Source organism: Rhizobium sp. R339 (assembly GCF_002211395.1).
In the GTDB taxonomy this organism is placed as follows: Bacteria; Pseudomonadota; Alphaproteobacteria; order Rhizobiales; family Rhizobiaceae; genus Rhizobium.
On sequence record NZ_LOKV01000029.1, the window covers coordinates 116,508 to 136,289 of the forward strand.

Consider the following 19,782-nt stretch of genomic DNA (forward strand, 5'->3'; position numbering starts at 1 on the left):
ATGACAGATTGTCTGCTAATCTGTCAATAGAGACGTCATGCCCTTGTCGGGATGTCGAGTTGGCTTCGATGAAATCACGATGATATGGTCGCTAGACGCCCCGATATTTGCGAAAGCGCGTTGCCACGCACCTGACGTCCGGTCAGTGGTTCTCAACCGGAACTCGTCCGCCAGATCGGAAGCGATCTGGCGGCCTTCGCTATCAAGCCAAGACCAAAGCGCTGTTGAAGGTGTCCGGTCATGGGAATTACCATCGCACCCACTCCGATGAAGGCGACCGTTTCAATTGGGGGATACGTCACAGCCCAACCTCCACGCTTCGAACGCGGCAAGTGCCACTCGATTTAGCCCCTTCTCGGGGGTGCCCGGGCAAACCGCACTCATTGTCGATCAGCCCATAGGGGTGCGCAACCGTGAAAGGATCACGGGAATTCTTCGAAGTTTTCCTTCGCGGGGTCTTGGGCAAGCCACGGCCTGGCGTGGGACAGCCAGACGTTGGACATAGGAACTGAACCAGGATCAGTGTCAAAAGTGCCTGCCCGCAGCACCTTCATCTCCGGGTTGGCAGGCCGTTCGGCATAAACGTGCGAACCACACCGTGAGCAGAACCACCTCAGTTTTCCAGGCGTCGACTCAAAGCTGTGAAGGACGTCCTCGCCGGAAATCAGCTTGAAGTTCTCACTCTTCACCTTGGCGGCAGTGTTATGATCGGCCGCATGGGACTTTCTGCACGTCTGGCAGAAGCAGTTCCACATCGGGCCGTCCAGTTCCGACACTTCATACTGTACCGCTTTACATTGGCAAGATCCGAGGATCGGCATCTTCAAAATCCTTTCATCGCTTTATCGAGTTGTGGCTGTCGCGCGCTTGCAGAAAGCCACCGCTTCAAGTTCCGTGCGGCCTGCCGGATCCTGTCTTCATTCTCCACGAAAGCCAGCCGTACGTATTCGTCACCCATCTCACCGAAACCGATACCCGGCGAAATCGCGACCTGTGCCTTCTCGAGCACGAGTTTCGAAAACTCCAGCGAGCCAAGGTGTCGGAAATGCGGGGGTATCTTCGCCCATGCGAACATCGTCGCCGCAGGAGCTGGAAGGTCGAAGCCGGCATCGGCAAAGGTCTTCACCAGTGTATCTCTGCGCGTCCTGTAGATGTCTCTTGCCCGCGCGGCGTCCTCCCCGTCCGAGTTTAGGGCATGAGCGGCGGCGACCTGTATCGGCGTAAATGCTCCGTAGTCCAGGTACGATTTCACGCGCGTCAACGCTCGGATGAGCCGTTCGTTACCCACCGCAAACCCAACGCGCCAACCGGGCATCGAGAATGTCTTCGACATCGAGGAGAATTCGACGGCCACGTCGATCGCGCCGGGGACTTCGAGAACAGACGGCGGCGGGGGACCGTCGAAGTAGATTTCAGCGTAGGCGATATCCGACAGAACGATGAGATCGTGCTTCTTCGCGAAGGCGATGACGTCCTTATAGAAATCGAGCGTCGCGACGCGAGCGGTGGGGTTTGACGGGTAGCTTATGATGAGCGCCAGAGGCTTCGGTACCGAATGCCGCACCGCCATTTCGAGAGCTTGGAAGAAGGTCTCATCCGGCTCGACCGGTACCGACCTTATCACGCCCCCTGCCATGAGAAATCCGAACGTATGAATCGGATAGGAAGGGTTCGGACAGAGAATGACATCCCCGGGGGCGGTTATGGCCTGTGCCATGTTCGCAAACCCCTCCTTGGACCCGAGCGTCGCAACAACCTGGGTATCCGGATCAAGCTTCACATTAAACCGGCGGGCGTAATACGCAGCCTTGGCGCGGCGAAGCCCGATAATGCCCTTGGAAGCCGAATAGCGGTGCGTGCGCGGATGCTGCACCGCTTCGCATAGCTTGTCCACAACCCAGCTTGGCGTGGGAAGATCGGGATTGCCCATTCCAAGATCGATGATGTCGACTCCGGCCGCGCGCGCGCTGGACTTGAGACGGTTCACCTGCTCGAAGACGTAAGGGGGCAAACGCTGTATCTTGTGGAATTCCAACTTCTGGTTCCTTATCGTGGGTCCTCCGCGCCGACGGATGAAGCCGGCGCGGAGGTCGCGGGACAACTTGGGAGGTCGTCGATTACTTCTTCGGCCGCCAGGCCAGCGGATCTTCCGGGCGCTCGAAGTACTGTGCTGCTACGTCCGCGGGCCACCATGCATCGCCCTTGGGCTCGATCCACGCCGTGGAGTTCGGATCGCAATCTTCCGGAATTGCTTCCTTCACATCGTCGATCGTGTAGGGAAGAGCCGGTCGCAGGATCGACTGGATCTTCGGCCCCTGGCCTTGGAGCGTCCTCATCATCACGTCCCACACCAGGCGGGCGTCAGCCCGCGGCGGCCAGAAATGGAAGCTCTGGCTGATGAAGTCGGGATTATTGCGCCAGTAGCACGCCGCCGACGCCTCGCCGCCGAGGACGATTGGCATCATGTCGCGCCCGGACTGCTGGACCGCGTTGACGACACCGTTTTCCGAGGCCGACTGGACGAGGATACCAGCGATTTCGGTAGGGTTGGTCGCGAGGAATTTCTGGACTTCGACCTGGGCGACCTGATCGGTCCACTTGCCGGCGACATCGCCCACGACGGTGATGTCCTTATACTCGTCGAACGCCTTCTTGGCACCGACATTGAAGCTGTCGGATGATGCGAAGCCCGGGATGCCCGAAACCGTCAGCACGTTGCCCTTGCCGCCGATTTCCTCGGCCAGCCATTTCGCGGCCGTATAACCGCCCTGGGTGTTGTTTTCGGTCGCATTGATCGCGTAGGGCGATGTCACGTAACCCGAGAACGAGAACACCGGAACGCCCTTGGAGTGCGCGTATTCGATGGTCTGGTTGATGGCCGTTACGTTCGAGCAGCAGATGATGATAGCATCGACGCCGTCGTCGACCATCTGGCGCATCTGCTGGATTTGCGTCGCGTCCTTCAGGTCGGACTGCGTGACGACAAGCTCAGATACCAGTCCAGCCTCCTTGTATTTCGGAAGCAGAACCTCGTTCAATTCAGTGAGGATCTGGGCACGCCACGTGTTGCCTGCATAAGTGGATGCGTAGCCGATTTTCCATGGCGGCGGCCGCTTCGCCACAAAATCCTTGAGCGGCGTACCACCGAGGGGAATTGCCGGGTCCACGAGCTCGTAAAGCTGCTTCTGGTCCGGTGGTAGCGAGTCTAAGCCGTCCGCGAATGCGGCGGTGGTCATCAGGCCTAGCCCGGTGATCACGCTCAATGCGGTGTAAACCTTCTTTAGCATGTGTAGGGTCTCCTCCCCTCTGTGCATCCGCTACAGCAGTTGACGCCGTTGGCGTCGAGCCACGGAATTGGTTAAAAGTGTTTCGATTTCGGATTGGTGGCGGGCGACTTGCGCCGCCCGCGGAACGGTCAGTTCCTGAGGCCAGCCTGTTTCAGCAGAGGCATGACGCGGTCGTTGAAGAACGGCAGCTCTTCGTTGTAGTCGACCATTGTGAGAAGCGCGCCGTCGACGCCCGTGTTGCTCAATGCGACGAGCTTGTCGGCGACCTGTTCCGGCGTTCCGACGATCGGGTAGCCGCCCCAGCCAGCGATGAAGCGCTCCTTGAACTTCTGGTACATCTCTGCCGAGTGGTTCTGTGACTGAACCTGAAGAACCTCGCAGATGTTTTCGCAGGCTTCCCAATCGCCCTTCTGGTTCACGTAGTAGTCGTAGTAATCCCGGGCTTCCTTTTCGGTCTCGCGAACGACGACCGGGCACGCGGTGAAGGTTCCGAGTTCGCGCTTGTATTCCTCGCGAGCCAGCTCCTTCACCTTCTTCACCCACGCTGCGCCCGATTCCATGTCCTGCATGAAGCCGAAGTTGAAGTCGCAGAACTTGGCCGTGAAGTGCAGGCCCTTGCCCGACGAACCGGCGCAGATGAGGACCGGGCGACCCGTCTCTTTGTTATAGGGCTTCGGCTCGCTGAACGCGTCTTTCACCTTGAGGAACTGGCCGTCAAAGGTGACGCCGTTCTTCGTCCACAGAGATTCGACGATTTCCATCCATTCCGTGGCATATTCGTAGCGGGTGTCGTGTTCCATCATCGGAACGCCGAACATCTCCATTTCCGGGGTAAACCAACCCGTCACCAGGTTCAGGCCGTATCGGCCCTTCGAAATGTTGTCGATCGTCGTCGCCATCTTCGTCGCGACGATCGGGTTCAGGGTCGGGATATGCGTCGTCGAGAAAAACTGCAGCTTCGTGGTCACGGCAGCCAGGGCCGCGGCCCACGTGAACGTGTCCATGTTCACGCCGTTGAAGTTCGTCGGCCCGCCGAAACCGCGCCACCGGGCGATCGGCACCATGCATTCCCAGCCGGCCGCTTCGAGCTTTTTGGCAATTTCGACATTGTGTTCGAAGGTCGGTTCGAACGTTGATTCCGCGGTGGTGATGGCGCAAGCGCTGGAACAATTCGTTCCGAATACGCCAAGCTTCAGCTTGTTGCCGTTAAACATCGGGTTTCCGGCGGCGCGGAAATCATCGCTGGTCGTCATATTGAAGTCTCCTCCACAGAGTTAGTCTGTTCCCGGCCCGAAAGCCGGGCGATTAGATACCCATCTCCTCGAAGACTTCCTGCGCGACGCGGAAGCTGTCGATCGCCGCGGGCACGCCGCAATAGATCGCGACCTGAAGGAAAACTTCGCGAAGCTCGTCCTTGCTGAGGCCGTTATTGATCGCGCCGCGAACGTGCAGCTTCAACTCGTGGGGGCGGTTAAGGGCGGAAATCATGCCAAGATTGAGAAGGCTGCGCGAACGGCGGTCGAGGCCGGGCCTGTTCCAGATCTCGTTCCAGCAATACTCGGTGACAAGCTCCTGCATCGGCCAGTTGAACTCGGTCGCCTTGTTTACCGAAGCGTCCACATATGCACCGCCGAGAACCTCCCGACGGGTCTGCAGACCCTTTTCGAACCGTTCACTGACGGGACGCCCATTCACTTGCGATTTCATATCGGTGGCAATAGTCACGGATCAAACTCCTCATTATCGGCCGAAAGGCATTTGGTGGATGTCATAGGCCGAATGCTCGGCCAAACGTTTCAGGCGGCAGCATCGATCAGCGCTGCCGATCTAACCAATTTCCCGTCCTCGTAGAGGAGCGGGGCAATATTCTCGATAAACCGGGCCTCGATGACTTCCCCGAGAACGACGTCATGGGTGCCAACGGAGACTGCGGAGTTGAGGCTGCAAACGAATGCGGCCTGGGCGTCGCCGAGGACGGGAACTCCGCCAGCCCCGATCCACTCACCGTGAGCGAACCTCTCCTCCCCCTTCAGTTTTCCACTGAACAGCGGAACCAAAGGCGCATGGCTAAGATGCAGCATGTTCACTGCGAATTTCCCCGCCAGCTTGAGCGGGCCGCTGATCGAAGCGGATTGGTTGATGCAAACCAGGAGGGTCGGAGGGTCAGCCGTCACTGACTGGACGGCGGTTGCAGCCATGCCGTAACGGGCACCTTCCCATTCCGTCGTGATCAGGCAAATTGTTGATGTGAACCGGCGTAAAGCAGTCTTGAACGCCGCTTGCGCTGCTATTTCAGCACCAGCCATCGTTACCTCCCCCAAGTCATTCGTGACCTAAGATAAGCAGATTGGCAGACAATCTGTCAACACGTTTTGTTGGTCATTGACAGATTGTCTGCGAAAATGTTTTCTTGGGCAGTGAAAGAGGAGACGATTATGGATCTAGAATCGAAAGTCTGTGTGGTGACCGGGGCTGGCAGCGGGATCGGGCGCGCAACAGCTGAACTGTTTGCGCGCCAGGGCGCTAAGGTTGGCGTCGTCGACGTCAACATCGATGCAGCACGAGACGTCGCCCGAGAAATTGGGACGGATGCGATCGCGTTAAAAGCCGATGTGTCTTCCTCCGCCGAAGTCGAGGCGTTGGTCAGGTCAGTTAAGGAAAAATGGGGGCGTATTGACGTTCTCGTCAACAACGCGGGGTTCGGAATGACGGGAAACGTCACCACCATCGCCGAATCCGACTGGGACCGGATCATGGCGGTGAACGTGAAGGGGATCTTCCTCTGCTCGAAATACGTGGTTCCGATTATGGCGGAACAGGGCAACGGATCGATTATTAACACGACCTCATACACCGCCGTGTCAGCCATCGCCAACCGCACGGCCTACGTGGCGTCGAAAGGCGCGATCTCGGCACTCACGAGAGCCATGGCACTGGACCACGCAAAAGACGGGATCCGCGTCAACGCTGTCGCCCCCGGGACGATCGACTCGCCCTATTTCACCAAGATTTTTGCGGAAGCGGCGGACCCACAAGCCTTGCGGGAAGACTTCAACGCCCGTGCAGCCTTGCACCGGATGGGCAACCCGGAAGAGATCGCCGAGGCGATGCTCTTTCTCGCTTCGGACCGCTCGCGGTTTGCGACCGGAAGCATTCTCACAGTCGACGGAGGATCGTCGATCGGTAACCACTTGGTGCGCTGAAGCACATAGGTGCTAGCAGGTGCCTCCTTCTTGACCACGGGAGGCATTTTTACTGTGGTACTACGTGTCGGAAACACAGAGACCCGCAGTGGGAAAAGATAGAGATCACGCGCAAAGCTGCGTGATCAAGACCCTGCGATGAGACGTGGCTACGGCGCTTTATAGTCGCATCGCCGCGCCTGATCCTTCCCCCAGATATCGCGGGAATTTTCCCAATCCACACCGGAACTTCTCGGGAGCGCGTGAGGGATGCCGCCTGCGATGCCGGCCGTGTCATCGCCGGGACGCCAATTGCAAAGCCTCGGTATGCGCCCGCCCGCTTTCGCATGCGATCGCCCGGCGGCTGCACCGGGCGACGAGAGTCAATCCAACCGCTCAGCGAGCGGCGTGCCGTACGAAATCGAGCCCTTTGACAAGATAGCTCCGGAAGAAGTTCGGGTGTTCGCACATTGGAAAGTGACCTAGTCCGCCCATAACGAGGTGGAGGCATCCCGGAATAAGTTCGGCGAGCTTGGCACCGTCGGCCGGCGTGGCTGAGTAGTCATAGTCGCCCGAGAGCAGCGCCACCGGGGTGCGTGATGGGTCAATACGGGGAGCTGTCACTGCTCCGTCGAACTCGTCGCTGTAGAAGGAAAGATCGCCTGGGTAAACTCCGGGTGCTCCCTGCGAATAGATCCAGCTTGACCTCCTGCGCTCCCCTGCGGGGCTCAGTGGGCTCATGATCCCTCTGACATATGCCGAGTTATGAAGTGAGCCGTGTACGTTTACGTTGTGCTGGTATGGGTTCCGTCGTCCCTTGGAGCGGAAAGGTGGCTCGATCGCTACGATCCCGAGGATATGCTCCGGCCGTTCCGCCGCGAGAACCAGCGACATTGCCGCGCCCATGGACCCACCCGCCACAATCGCCTTTTCGCGAACCACCTGTTCGAGAATGGCCGTGCACCATTTCAGGTAGAGCGATGCCGTGAGCTTGTAGGGTGCTCCGTCCCACGTCAGCGGCGGCATGGACCGACCGTGGAATGGTAGGTCAACCGCGATCAGCCTGTAGCTTTTCGCAAGCTCGGTGTCCGCCAGCTGAGGCATGAATTGGCGGCTATCTGCTCCGGCGGTGTGAAGAAACAGGACCGGCACCCCCTCACCTGCTTCTTCGTAATATATTTCATGGGGGACGTCATCGATATTGACGACGGCATACTGCCCCCGAATTTGACGCAGGTCGCGTTGCGCACGCTCCGCTGTCATCTCGGGGGACGTGACGACGAGCTCGAACACCCGTTCGAGAGCCGGGCGTGCTTTCGCGAGGTCGAGCGGTGAGCCGGCGATCTCGAAGAGAGGATTTGCAAGCTGCAACGCCGTGAAGGAGTGAAAGGTCGCCGGCGGCGGCGTCATCAGAACCTGATCCCAGGCGTCCGTGGTGGCCCTCACTGTCACCTGGGGGGCACTGCTTTCCCCCGAGATCTCCGCGCCGCCTTCAGCGAAATCGAGGGCGATCACCTGATCGCCGACGTAGAAGGCGATCTTTATCGTCAGGTCCGGAGTGAGCCGGGGCAATTCCTGATCCCCAAGAGCCTCCGACATGCGGGACCGCAATTCATTAAAAATGCCCAAAGCAACCTCCCTGTTCGAGCGAGCGCCGCACGCGTCGGCAGCGCCATGACTTCGAATAAGCAGATTATCAGACAATCTGTCAATACCGGCTAATGCCGCTTCTTCAATCGCCGTGGTTTTCAGAGGTTTTACGCAGGTAGTCCAACGCGACCTTAGCCGCCATATCGATGTGGTACTTGCAGGCTGCGGCGGCTTTCGGTCCGTTTCGGTCGGTAATGGCCGCAGCGATCTCCTTTATCTCTTCCACACTGTGGTTCAAGCGCCCCGGCTGCGTCATCGACGTCATGCGCAGCAGCGTCACCCGATTGTGGAGCGATGTCAGCATTTGCTTGACGAAGACGTTTCCGCTCCCTTGCATCAGGCAGTCGTAAAACGCGGTTTTCGCCTTGATGAGCCTGCTACCGGCGCCGTTTGCCGCGGCTTCCGCAAACTCAGCAACCGCCTCATTGAGTGTGTGGATATCCTGGGCGGTTCCGTTTTCAGCGAATTCCTTTCCAGCATAGCTCTCGAGCAAAGCCCTGACGCTGTAAAGCTGAGCGGCTTCTTCGTAAGTGATAGTGCTGACGACGGGGCCGCGGTGCGGATAGCTGGTAATGAGGCCCTCGGCCTCGAGTTGTCGAAGCGCCTCGCGGATTGATGTTCGTCCGACACCGATCGACTCGCAGAGTTCTCGCTCAACGAGGCGCTGACCCGGCTTGAAACGGCCGCTGGATATCGCCTGCCGCAGTTTATCCTCTACCTGAGTGCGCAAAGTGGCACTCTGCCGTGCAATCTGTAAATCCATATCACCCATAGGATCCAAAAGTCCGTTTTACCAAGGCCGGAACCGGCCGCGCAAGTCATGGTACTATATGGTGGGTTATCCCGATGAGACAACCCGATTGTCTGACGAAAACGAAGAACACCCAAGCCTGGCCTCTTACCGGACATTCCATGCGTCCCCATTACCGTAGAACCTTTGCAAATGCGAGATCCGGTGACAGCGATGGGAAACTCGTCAGGACTGCGGGATCGTGGCCTGGAACGAGTACTCCGGACGGTCCTGAAAGCTCACGGAGAGTTCGGTATCCCTCCAGTACGTCGGCGTAATCGGCGAAAAGCGGAAAGACGTCGTCATGCTCTAGATAGCGTTGAAAATGGAGTGCGTCCGATGCGATAACGACGACGTCATTGCCATCGTCCAGCCTCACGACCTGAAGGCCCCTAGAATGACCGCCGACGAGATGGATAGTGAGCCCCTCCATAATCTCGCCGTTCCCGTCGTGGAAGCACACCCTGCCGGAAAACGTCAGGCGGACCGCATCGACTACGGCGTCCACCGCAAAGGGACGCCGAAGACGATCATGGCACATGCATCGTCCTGTACCGTAGGCCATCTCCCGATCCTGCAAGTGGAACAGGGCTTCGGGGAAGTCCGCAAGGTTTCCTGCGTGATCATAGTGAAGATGCGTGATGACGACGTCGGTAATGGACGATGCGGAAATCCCGAGCTGGCGAAGCGCCTCGACCGGATGGATCAACATGGTCCTCCCGCGCCTTTCAGCCTCCTGCGGGCTAAACCCGGTGTCAACCAGGATCAGACGTTCACCATGGCGGATCAACCAAACGAAATACTCGATCCTGCCCGGGGCGTCGTGGGGATCTCCTGCTTCCAGGCCGAGTTCGCCAACGGGCCGAACCGCAGTGCCGTAATGTATCGCCAGGACTTTCCAGTCGGTCAAATTCTCGCTCCTTCCGCAGGCTTAAGGAACCAGCAGATGCCGGATCACCTCGCCACGGTCTAACCGGTCGAAGGCCTCGTTGATTTCCTCAAGCGGGCCAGTGCTGGACAACAGTCTCTCCACGGGCAACCTACCCTTGAGGAACAGGTCGATATAGCGGGGAACATCGCGCGAAGGTACGCAGGACCCCATGTAGCTGCCTTTGATGACGCGTTCTTCCCCGACAAGAGGAAGCGGCGAGATCTCGAATTTGGTGTTCACGTTCGCCAGACCCGCTGTGGCCGTCGTGCCGCCGCGCCGCGTAATGCCATACGCGGTTTCGAACGCTTTGCTCGACCCTGCCATCTCGATGGCGTAGTCCACTCCGCCGCGGGTCGCTTCCTTGACCTCGCCGATGACATCCGGCGTGGTTGCCAGGAAGGTACGCGTCGCGCCCAGCGCCTTAGCCAACTCAAGCTTCTCCGGCATCAAATCGATGGCGACGATCTCGCTTGCCCCGCTAGCCACCGCTCCGAGGACGGCCGACAACCCCACGCCTCCCAGGCCGATGACGGCGACCGACTGCCCCGGCTTCACGCCACATGTATTTACGACGGCACCGACGCCTGTCATCACGGCGCATCCGAACAAGGCCGCCATGGTGACGTCCACGTCTTTGGTGATCTTGACGACCGAGTGCGCCGACACGACCGCGTATTCCGAAAACGCCGATACGCCGCTGTGATGGTTGATATCGTAGCCCCGAAGACGGATATGCTTGCTACCGTTCAACAATGTCCCGGCGGCGTTTGCGCGATAGCCCGGCTCACAGAGGCTTGCGCGTCCTCCCGCGCAGTAATCGCAGTGTCCGCAGATGGGCAGGAACGACATCACGACGTGATCGCCAACCTTCACTGTATCCACACCGGGTCCGATTTCTTCGACAATGCCGGACGCTTCATGCCCCAACGCGACAGGCAATGGACGGGGGCGGTCGCCATTTATCGCCGACAGGTCGGAGTGGCACACACCAGCGGCCTTGATTTTGACCAGGACCTCAAGATTGCCCGGAGGCGCCAGGTCGACGGTCTCGACACTGAGAGGCCGCGAACTTGCATACGGCTTGGGAAGCCCTGACTCTCGGAGAATGACTGATTTCATCTGCATTGTCGCGTATTCCTATCTCGAGAGCATCTGCATGGCGGCGGGTACGTAGCGGAAGCCTTCCCCCTCGCGGGCGACGTTGCCGAGCCCGGGCCACGCAAAGTGATAGGACATCACTGGTATGCGGTCTGTCGCGAGCATATCCAGCACCCGTGTGCGCGACCGCGCCGAGAGCTTGGGATCGGTGTCGTACTTGAACTCCATCCACGGGCGTTCCATCAGCAGGATATGATGATGGGTCAGATCGCCGAGGAAGCAGAGCCGATCGCTGCCCGACTGCATGAGGAAGCAGAAGTGGCCCAAGGTGTGGCCTGGAGCGTGCACTGCCTGCACGCCCGGCAGAAACTCCTGACCGTCCACGAAATGCGTTATCCGATCACGGTGTGGAAGAAGGTTCCTCCGGGCATTTTCCACCTGGGCCTTGAAACCGTCATCAAGCTTGCCTCCGTCGGTCCAGTCATCGAAGTCGCTTTCGCTTATGAAGATCTCCGCGTTGGGAAAATTAAGCTTGCCGTCCTGATCGCAAAGTCCGCCGGTGTGGTCGATGTGTGCGTGGGACAACACCACGGCATCGACTTCCAAAGTGTCGATCCCTGCCTCCTGCATGCTCTTCAGCAGGCGACCGGTCGTCGGCCCGAATATCTTCGACGTCCCCATCCCGGTGTCGAACAGGATGGTCTTTCCGTTGATTTTGACCAGCGGGATGTTCTGCTCGAGGGTCACCGACGAACTGGACAGGAAGTTCCTGTCGAGCATTTCCGTCACCGTGGCTGCGTCGACCCCGAGGAAATTCTCCCGTGGGTCGCCCAATTCCAACGGTCCGTCCGAAAGTACCGTTATTTCGCCGCTTCCGAACTTGAACGGATAGAAATAGGGCAACTTAGTCTGATGCGCTTGGTCATTGAGCACGCCGCTTATCCTCCCAGATTGGCTGCACCATTTGACAGATTGTATGAAAATCTGTCAACACAATAGTGGTGATTGTCTACGAAGTCAGGAAACGATCGAAAGCACGTGACCCCTTGGCCTGCCGATGTTGAACTGTTCGATCTGCTGCATCAGCCGCTGGGTCTCTTTTGTGAGTTCCTGGGTGGCGGCGTGGGCTTGCTCGGCGATGGCAGCGTTTCGCTGGGTGCTGTCGTCGATCTCGCCAACGGCCTGGTTCACTTCGATAAGCGAAGCCGCCTGGTCCCTGCTCGCCGCAGCGATAAGCTCAACCCTTTCGGAAATTCCGGCAACATTCGACGATATCGCAATCAGCACCTTGCCCGCCTCGTTCACCAATCGCGATCCCGAGGCGACTTCCTCGCTTGATCTTGCTATGAGTTCCTTGATTTCCTGGGCGGCTAGAGCCGACCGCTGGGCAAGTTCCCTGACTTCCTGGGCCACGACAGCGAAGCCCTGCCCCGCTTCTCCAGCTCTCGCGGCCTCGACACCGGCATTGAGTGCCAGGAGATTGGTCTGGAAGGCAATCTCGTCGATGACGCCGATGATTTGCGAAATGCGCCCGGAAGCCGCTTCTATTCGTCCCATAGCGTCAACCGCGTTCGTGACCACTGAAGCAGACGCATCCGCGGCCTGCTTGGTTTCTTTTACCAGCTGGGCTGCGGCTTGTGCCTGCTCTGTCGAGGAACGCACCGTCGCGGTGAGTTGATGAACAGCGGCCGCGGTCTCCTCCAACGACGCGGCTTGACGCTCGCTGCGGCGGGAGAGATCATCGGCGCCACTGCTGAGGTTGTCTGCATTTTGCCGAATGAGCACGATGTTGCCGCGAAGTTCCGACATCGTCGCCTGCAAACGCAGCAACGAATTGTTGAAGTCCCGTCGCAATTGTTCCAGCCGCCCGGAGAACGGTTGATCGATCGTGCTCGAAACATCACCGTTGGATAACCTCTCCAGCCCAGCGGCAAGACTGTCGACGGCGTCGCCGATCTGTTTGTCGATCTCGGCTTTCTCCGCCTCGTTGTGCCGACGGTCAGCTTCGGAAGCCGATCGTTGACGATCCGCGTCGTTCTCGATCTCGATCTTCCTCGCGGCATTCTCCCTGAAGACACAGAGCGCCCGGGCCATTTCTCCGAGCTCATCAGCGCGCTCAGAACCGCCGATCTCAATGTCAAGGTCCCCTTCCGCCAAACGCCGCATGTCGTCGGTCAACTGGACAACAGGTTTTTTGAAAGTCGCAATCATCCCGAAGCCAGCGAGAAGTGCGACGAGGACGCCGGCAAATGTCGTGATGAGGCCAATGCCATTCGCGTAAGCCGTCTCTTCAATGGCTCTTGCGCGCTGGGCGTCGGCAAACGTCGTGAGGTGGCCCCATATGGTGTTCAACTGGTCTGTCGTTTGCCTATATTGCGCACGCCTCACTTCCGAGATCTCGACGAGCTTCGCACTGTCCTGCGTCATACCCTCTACCGCCGGCGGCACCGTATTCTGGACTGCCTTGAAAAGGTCGAGGTCGGAAGCGGCACTCCAGATGTCCAATATCTCCTTCTTCGTTCTGTCAAAGTTCTGGACGAGCTGCGCACGGTTTTGTTCGGTAGGGTCGGCTATGAAGCGCGCAAGGTTTATCCTGATGAGATAGCTGGAGTCTGAAAGTCTTCGGCTGCCGTCCAAGGCGCTGCTGATCTTCGCCAAATGTTGGTCGAGACCTGCGAACTCGACGATTGCTTTCTTTGTTTGCTGGTTCGCTACCGCGTTAATCGCGACGGAGATTTCCTTGAACGCGGACATTGCGGTGTCGAGGCCTACGGTGTTGTCCGATGAAGCGCCCTGCGACAGAAGTTGTGTTACGCTTTTCACCGCGCCATCGACCGAGCTCGACAGTTTTGTGGCGTCCGATGGCAAGGAAGCCCGCAGATTTCGGGCGCTCCGACGCAACTCGCCCACTTTGCCGCCCAAATATTTGAGTTTCAGCTCGGTCGTTCCGGCGGATTGGTAGCCCGCGGCAAGATCAAGGAAGAAGGTTGCATAGCCTGTCACCCTGTCGGCATCGCGCAACACGGATTTGGCGGCGCCCTCGGACTGCTCGCCGGACTTCTTTAACTCGTCTGCTAGCCTGAGCATTTCATTCTGCGACCAAACCAGCGATTCAGAATGATTGGCGATCGAGCTTATCAGTTTCTCTTCGCTTTCATGGATGCTCCAGAGAGAACCAAAATTGTTCACCACGTCCAGCATAATCGCGTTTGCCGACTGGAGGCCTTCGCTTTCCGCCGTAGCTCCGGCATTCGTCACCAAAGCCTGCAGATGCGATTGCTGCGCGAGCAGGTCAGCCTTCACGCGATCGCGCCTTTCTTCCGACGCCTCGTCGAGAAACTCTCTCATCGAGGCGGAGACGTCACGGAAACCCGAGAGCACCTGCATCACCTGGCTTGAGGTTTCCAGGCGGCTTTGTAGGAGACCCGCGGCGTAGTGCCCCAAAAACCCCACCGCGCAAATACTGATTATGAAAGGCAGTACGAAAATGATTACTTTTGTCTGTAGCCGGAAACGGGACAACAGCCTGTCCATTGTGGTCCATCCTTGTCCATAGGCGGTGAAGAAGCTTCATCAATCGGGATCCGCCTCCGATGGAAGCATCGAATCATCAATGACGACACGAGGCTGCGCGACTGAGGATTGTCTGTCAACAGATTGTCTGATAAAGCATGTTTAGGTTTATCAAAATTGTCTCGCGAACTTGCGCAGGAATAACTCCAGAACCGGCGCTGCCGCAGTCGGCACAACGTTCACCGCTGACATCGATCAAACCGCGATGTCCTTGTTTTCAGTGGAAAGCGGTGACGGCATCTCGGCCATGTGAAGACTGCGAACATGTCGTCGTCGTGGTGACGGCGCCTTGGGGAACAAACGGGTCCTTCTCATGGATGGACGGCTCCACGGATGACGCCGACCTCACCAGCTTTCCCAATATGCATATCGAGATGTCCGATCTGGGAACGGTAAGTGTTGAGATTGAGGAAGCAGAGAAGATGACTGATACGAGAGCATTGCTCGATAATATGACCTTGGCCGAGCAGGTCTCGCTACTTTCCGGCGATACGTTCTGGTCTTTACCGCCCATCGACCGCCTAGGGATAGGGAGACTGCGCTTGACGGACGGCCCCAACGGCGCCCGCGGGGCGGGGTCTTTTGTCGGGGGTGTGACTGCAGCGGCTTTCCCGGTAGGCATTGCCATCGGAGCGAGTTGGAACCCGGACCTAGCCAGGGAAATCGGCAGTGCGCTAGGTGACGAGGTTCTTTCCAAAGGGGCCCATGTCTCGCTGGCGCCGACCGTTAACATCCAGCGCAGCGTCACAAACGGCCGAAACTTTGAGTGTTTCTCTGAGGATCCGATACTGACGGCGGAACTTGCCGTCGGCTATATCGAAGGTCTGCAGTCCAAGAAAGTGAGTGCCACGATAAAACATTTCGCTGGCAACGAGTCCGAGATCGAACGTACAACCATCTCTTCAGATATCGATGAACGCACTCTGCGCGAAGTCTACCTAATACCCTTTGAGGCGGCGGTGAAGCGGGCAAAGGTCTGGGCCGTGATGTCTTCATATAACAAACTAAACGGTACTTACACGGCGGAAAGCCATTGGCTGTTGAACGAGGTACTGCGCGGTGGCTGGGGTTTTAACGGCGTGGTGATGTCGGACTGGTTCGGCTCGCGTTCGACCGCACCCACCGTGAATGCTGGGCTGGATTTGGAGATGCCGGGCCCGACCCGCGACCGCGGCTCCAAGCTTCTGGCGGCGATCGACGCGGGCGAGGTAAGTGTCGAGACCGTCCGCGCCTGTGTGCACAATATCCTGACCCTGATGGAACGCACCGGCGCAATCAACGATCATCGCGAGTTTAAGGAGTACGCCATTAATCGGCCGGAACATAGGGCACTCATCAGGCGCGCGGGAGCGGAAAGCGCAGTTTTGCTACAGAATGACGGCATCCTGCCATTGGCTCAGCAAGGTACGGTCGCCATCATTGGACCCAATGCCAAGATCGCGCAGGTTATGGGAGGCGGCTCGGCGCAGTTGAAACCCCACTATGTCGTCAGTCCGTGGCAGGGGCTGGCGGACGCCTTGGGTGAGGAGAACGTGTGCTACGCTCGGGGTTGCAGCAATTATCGGTTTCAGCCGCTGATCGAAAACCCGACAACCTTCGAATTTTTCCAAGAAAGGGAGCTTGCTGGCGAGCCCGTGAAGGTTATCGAGGAACCGTCGAGCCTCGGTGTATGGCTGCCCCCCGTGGCCGGGGGCCTAGTCGATCCGCATCGCTTTTCCGCCCGAATGCGCACCGTTTTCACAGCCTTAGAAGCCGGCGTCTATCGCGTCGGCCTGACCTCGGCCGGGCTTAGTCGGGTCTATGTGGACGGCAGGCTTGTGGTGGACGCCTGGGCTTCCTGGACACGTGGTACCACATTCTTTGAAGAAGGCTGCGAGGAGGTCGTGGGTGAAATCACGCTCGAAGCCGGCCGTACATACGAGGTCGTCGCCGAGTACGCCCGGCACGATCACGTCAACGTCTATATCGCCGCAATTCGGGTAGGAATAGGCAGGTTTTCGGCCGAAGCGGAGATTGCCGAGGCAGCAGCCGTCGCCGCGAAGGCTGATCATGCGGTAGTCTTCGTGGGCAGAACGGGCGACTGGGATACCGAGGGCTCCGATCTCCGCGGCATTGCACTTCCTGGTCTGCAGGACCAGCTTGTTGAGGCGGTAATTGCGGCCAATCCGAACACGATTGTCGTCCTGCAAACCGGTGGACCGGTGGAAATGCCCTGGCTTTCCGGTGCTCGTGCAGTACTGCAATGCTGGTATCCCGGCCAGGAAGCTGGTAACGCGATCGCCGATGTGCTCCTCGGCAAGGCCGAGCCCTCAGGCCGACTGGCACAGACCTTCCCCGTGCGCTGGGCTGACAATCCCACACATACCGAGGATGACGCGGTCTATCCAGGCAAGAATGGCCATGTGCGATATGACGAATGTGTGTTCGTTGGATATCGGCACTACGATCGCCAGGACATTAAGCCACTGTTCCCCTTCGGTCATGGTCTCGGTTATTCAAGCTTTGCGATGTCAGACCTGACGGTAGGGCTGCCGGATCCTGCCGGCGCGGTGACAGTGACACTGGGATTGACCAACGTCAGCGAGCGGCCAGGTTCGGCAGTGGTGCAAATCTATGTCGGCGATGTTGAAGCATCTGTACCCAGACCGGTTAAAGAATTGAAAGCCTTCTCGAAAATCGCCCTGGAACCCGGTGAGAAACGAAGGCTCAGTTTCATTCTTGACGCCCGAACATTTGCCTTCTTCGACACGACCGAGCGGTGCTGGCGGATAGAGACGGGGGAATTTGCAGTTATGGTTGGGTTCTCGGCCACCGACATCCGTTTGAGTGGAACTGTCACGCAAAAGGGCGCTGTCTTAGCGCTCTAATCGTGCAGAGAATCAAAGACTACGTTTGGCGGTGGTTGAGTCCCAAAAAGAGCGCAGTGGCGGTGAAGCTCGGTGAATGAGTGAAAGAATGGCTCAAGACGGGCGATATTGTCATCGACAGGAAGGATACCGACCTTCATAGGCGGCGAAGATGGCGTCGGAAGCGTTGGCGGACACGTTCGCGACAGCGTCGGTCCTACGTTTTTTTTGATGCCTTTCGCAGTCTCTCGAACTGAGCTCACGCTAGCCGCGAGATCGGAATCGTCAATCGTATCGAAGGCTGCCACATTCTCGTGCAGTTCGGCTCGACCGATCTCCTTCAGGACATATGTATCGAGCAGAAATTTCAAGCTTAGTCATCCAGCGCGCTGAGATCGGGAGCCCCGATTGACCCGAGCGATATCGTATCCACCGGTGCGAAGATTGCGGGCAGCAAAGGTGAATCTCGATCGCCCAACCCTGATCATTTCTGGCAATGAGAAATCTTGTTTTCGGACGCGGAGCCACGGACAGACGCCATCGCTCTGTGCGAAAACTTGAGCCTGCAGCCCTTTCCAGGTATCTATCGGTCGAGAGCGCAAAATTACAGGCACAGGATGCGGCGATGCTGAAAACCGACACCCGCCAAGCAAATTGGCGCCGTGCTAATCCAGCGAAATATGATGCTCATCTTGCTGTACAGCGAGCTGTAAAGGCAGGCGAGCTGGAAAAGCAAACATGTGAGGTCTGCGGGATTGAAATGGTCGACGCCCATCATGATCAATACGACGACCCTTTAAAGGTGCGCTGGTTATGCCGACGGCATCACACGAGGCTTCACCACTGCGGCGAGGATATGTTTCCGATCAGGAATGGCCTTTAGGTGCGGTCCGCCGATCGCTCTTGATTTCAGTTGGCGTTCCCGCGAGACTTGATGTCTAGCAACGCGATGAAGGCGCACACTGCTTGTTGCGTAACTTCCGCCATGTGATGATTTTGTTCGACTGCCCTCCGGATAGGATTGACGCGAAGGCATTGCCCTCGCGCCCTTCTCTACCACTCAGTCCAACAGGCTAAGATGTAGTGGCTCAGGAAAATACTCGAAGCCCTCTCCCGCTATGCCAACGTGCCCGTAGCCCGGCCATGGGAAGTGGTAGGACATGAAGGGTATTCTATTGGAGGCCAGCATTTTCAGAATGCGCACACGCGATTGAGCTGACAGTTTGGGATCGGTATCGAACGCAAATTCCATCAAAGGCTTTTCGAACAGAAGCACAGGATGATGAGTGAGGTCGCCGCCATAGCACATTGTCTTTCCTGCTGACTCAATCATAAAGCAGCTATGGCCGAGTGTGTGTCCAGGAGCGCTAATGGCATGAATACCAGGAAGAAACTCTTGTTCGTCCTGGAAAAAAACCATGCGGTCCCGCACGGGTTTGAGGTTGTGGATCGCGGCTTTAACAAGACCGTTGAGATCGCCTCCAAGTTTTTTCTCGTCGGTCCAGAAATCGTAGTCGGTTTGGCTGATGTACACCTGGGCATTTGGAAACGTTGGTTTCCCGTCGTCGCCCCAGATTCCGCCGACGTGGTCCCAATGAGCATGCGAACAGACGACAGCGTCAATATCTTCCAGCGCAATATTCGCGGCGGCCAAGCAAGACTTGAGACGGCCAGTCGTCGGGCCAAATTGCTTAAGCGATCCCATCCCCGTGTCGAACAAAATCAGCTTGCCACCGATGTTTACGACAGGTGCGTTCTGAGCGAGAACGACCTCATCCGTGGGCAGGAAGCTGTGGTTTAGCATGGATCTTATCTCGTCGGCCGGGACGCCGAGAAAGCTTTGTGTCGGGTCGCCGAGCGGAAGTGGGCCGTCTGATACGATGGTTACCTGGGCGTCCCCAATGGCAAATCGATAAAAGTCCGGAGCTTGTGCCCCGGAAACGGGGCTCGCCCCAGCGTGAGCCGCTACACTGTTCGCACCCAAAACGGCTCCACTCAAAGCAGCTCCCCCTGCCAATAGTAAGTTGCGGCGGTCGATCTCGAAACGTTCATTTCCCATTTCACTCCTCCCCATTTGTAAAAAAGCGTCTGCAGACCGCGCTTGTTGCGACGGATTTCGGCTTTGTCTGCATTGGAAAGGTATCAAGTGGCAGGTCTACGACAATTGAATTGCAAGTCCATTTCAGTGAGCATCGCTCAACAAATGATCTCGCTCGGACCTGCGATTAATCAATCGAAACAACCGGTTTCGGGGTACCGCGTTGCTCCGGCCATTAGATCTCGTTGGCTTACGGTGAGTTCGAAAGAACTCTTGGCTCCCTGACTGCGGGACGCGGCTCGCATCCGAATATCGGCAAGATTATCGTGGATCGCCTTGGCTGCCTCATTGTCATGTGAGTGGCTCTGCGTCAGGTCGCCAACGGTG

Annotated in this window: 16 protein-coding genes; 3 read left to right on the forward strand and 13 right to left on the reverse strand. The window is 57.9% G+C overall.

The window, feature by feature from the left end; translation table 11 throughout:
• Window positions 1-422: 422 nt before the first annotated feature.
• The 6 genes from ATY76_RS32340 to ATY76_RS32365 all read right to left on the reverse strand — a co-directional run bounded on the left by ATY76_RS32340 (window position 423) and on the right by ATY76_RS32365 (window position 5,593).
• Window positions 423-821, reverse strand: coding sequence for a GFA family protein (locus ATY76_RS32340; protein ID WP_028003115.1), 399 nt, complete (start codon window positions 819-821; stop codon window positions 423-425).
• A gap of 2 nt (window positions 822-823) precedes the next feature.
• Window positions 824-2,050, reverse strand: coding sequence for an LL-diaminopimelate aminotransferase (locus ATY76_RS32345; RefSeq protein WP_176536670.1), 1,227 nt, complete (start codon window positions 2,048-2,050; stop codon window positions 824-826).
• Window positions 2,051-2,117: 67 nt separating this feature from the next.
• On the reverse strand, window positions 2,118-3,287 hold the full coding sequence (locus ATY76_RS32350; RefSeq protein WP_013984725.1) for an ABC transporter substrate-binding protein: 1,170 nt from the start codon (window positions 3,285-3,287) through the stop codon (window positions 2,118-2,120).
• A 128-nt stretch (window positions 3,288-3,415) separates the two neighbouring features.
• Entirely contained in the window at window positions 3,416-4,540 is a 1,125-nt protein-coding gene (locus ATY76_RS32355; RefSeq protein WP_013984726.1) for an LLM class flavin-dependent oxidoreductase, read from the reverse strand.
• 52 nt (window positions 4,541-4,592) lie between these two features.
• Complete coding sequence (locus ATY76_RS32360) at window positions 4,593-4,994, reverse strand: carboxymuconolactone decarboxylase family protein (protein ID WP_013984727.1); 402 nt, start codon at window positions 4,992-4,994, stop codon at window positions 4,593-4,595.
• An 89-nt stretch (window positions 4,995-5,083) separates the two neighbouring features.
• Window positions 5,084-5,593, reverse strand: a complete 510-nt coding sequence (locus ATY76_RS32365) for a flavin reductase family protein (protein ID WP_013984728.1) — start codon at window positions 5,591-5,593, stop codon at window positions 5,084-5,086.
• A 129-nt stretch (window positions 5,594-5,722) separates the two neighbouring features.
• Here ATY76_RS32365 and ATY76_RS32370 point away from each other — a divergent pair, with 129 nt between their 5' ends.
• On the forward strand, window positions 5,723-6,490 hold the full coding sequence (locus ATY76_RS32370; protein ID WP_004130089.1) for an SDR family oxidoreductase: 768 nt from the start codon (window positions 5,723-5,725) through the stop codon (window positions 6,488-6,490).
• Window positions 6,491-6,865: 375 nt separating this feature from the next.
• On the opposite strand, the gene ATY76_RS32375 is transcribed toward ATY76_RS32370, so the two are convergent.
• The 6 genes from ATY76_RS32375 to ATY76_RS32400 form a co-directional block, all read right to left on the reverse strand.
• Window positions 6,866-8,098, reverse strand: a complete 1,233-nt coding sequence (locus ATY76_RS32375) for an alpha/beta hydrolase (RefSeq protein WP_015341911.1) — start codon at window positions 8,096-8,098, stop codon at window positions 6,866-6,868.
• A 103-nt stretch (window positions 8,099-8,201) separates the two neighbouring features.
• Window positions 8,202-8,891, reverse strand: a complete 690-nt coding sequence (locus tag ATY76_RS32380; RefSeq protein ID WP_004130085.1) for a GntR family transcriptional regulator — start codon at window positions 8,889-8,891, stop codon at window positions 8,202-8,204.
• 151 nt (window positions 8,892-9,042) lie between these two features.
• Window positions 9,043-9,819 carry an N-acyl homoserine lactonase family protein gene (locus ATY76_RS32385; protein WP_028003113.1) on the reverse strand — a complete coding sequence of 259 codons (777 nt, stop codon included), beginning with the start codon at window positions 9,817-9,819 and terminating at the stop codon, window positions 9,043-9,045.
• Between the two features lie 21 nt (window positions 9,820-9,840).
• The gene (locus ATY76_RS32390) at window positions 9,841-10,965 is read right to left on the reverse strand and encodes a zinc-dependent alcohol dehydrogenase family protein (RefSeq protein ID WP_013984731.1); all 1,125 of its coding nucleotides are present in this window, start codon (window positions 10,963-10,965) and stop codon (window positions 9,841-9,843) included.
• A 12-nt stretch (window positions 10,966-10,977) separates the two neighbouring features.
• The gene (locus ATY76_RS32395; RefSeq protein WP_013984732.1) at window positions 10,978-11,871 is read right to left on the reverse strand and encodes an MBL fold metallo-hydrolase; all 894 of its coding nucleotides are present in this window, start codon (window positions 11,869-11,871) and stop codon (window positions 10,978-10,980) included.
• Window positions 11,872-11,955: 84 nt separating this feature from the next.
• A complete protein-coding gene (locus ATY76_RS32400) occupies window positions 11,956-14,472 on the reverse strand; it encodes a HAMP domain-containing methyl-accepting chemotaxis protein (RefSeq protein WP_088678655.1) in 2,517 nt (838 codons plus the stop codon).
• Between the two features lie 461 nt (window positions 14,473-14,933).
• On the opposite strand from ATY76_RS32400, the gene ATY76_RS32405 reads away from it, so the two are divergent.
• Both ATY76_RS32405 and ATY76_RS32410 read left to right on the forward strand, forming a co-directional pair.
• A complete protein-coding gene (locus ATY76_RS32405; protein ID WP_088678746.1) occupies window positions 14,934-17,378 on the forward strand; it encodes a glycoside hydrolase family 3 C-terminal domain-containing protein in 2,445 nt (814 codons plus the stop codon).
• Between the two features lie 604 nt (window positions 17,379-17,982).
• Window positions 17,983-18,240, forward strand: a complete 258-nt coding sequence (locus tag ATY76_RS32410; RefSeq protein ID WP_033054115.1) for a hypothetical protein — start codon at window positions 17,983-17,985, stop codon at window positions 18,238-18,240.
• A gap of 177 nt (window positions 18,241-18,417) precedes the next feature.
• Here the strand turns inward: ATY76_RS32410 and ATY76_RS32415 are convergent, their stop codons facing one another.
• Window positions 18,418-19,416, reverse strand: a complete 999-nt coding sequence (locus ATY76_RS32415; RefSeq protein ID WP_013984736.1) for an MBL fold metallo-hydrolase — start codon at window positions 19,414-19,416, stop codon at window positions 18,418-18,420.
• Window positions 19,417-19,782: the final 366 nt, after the last annotated feature.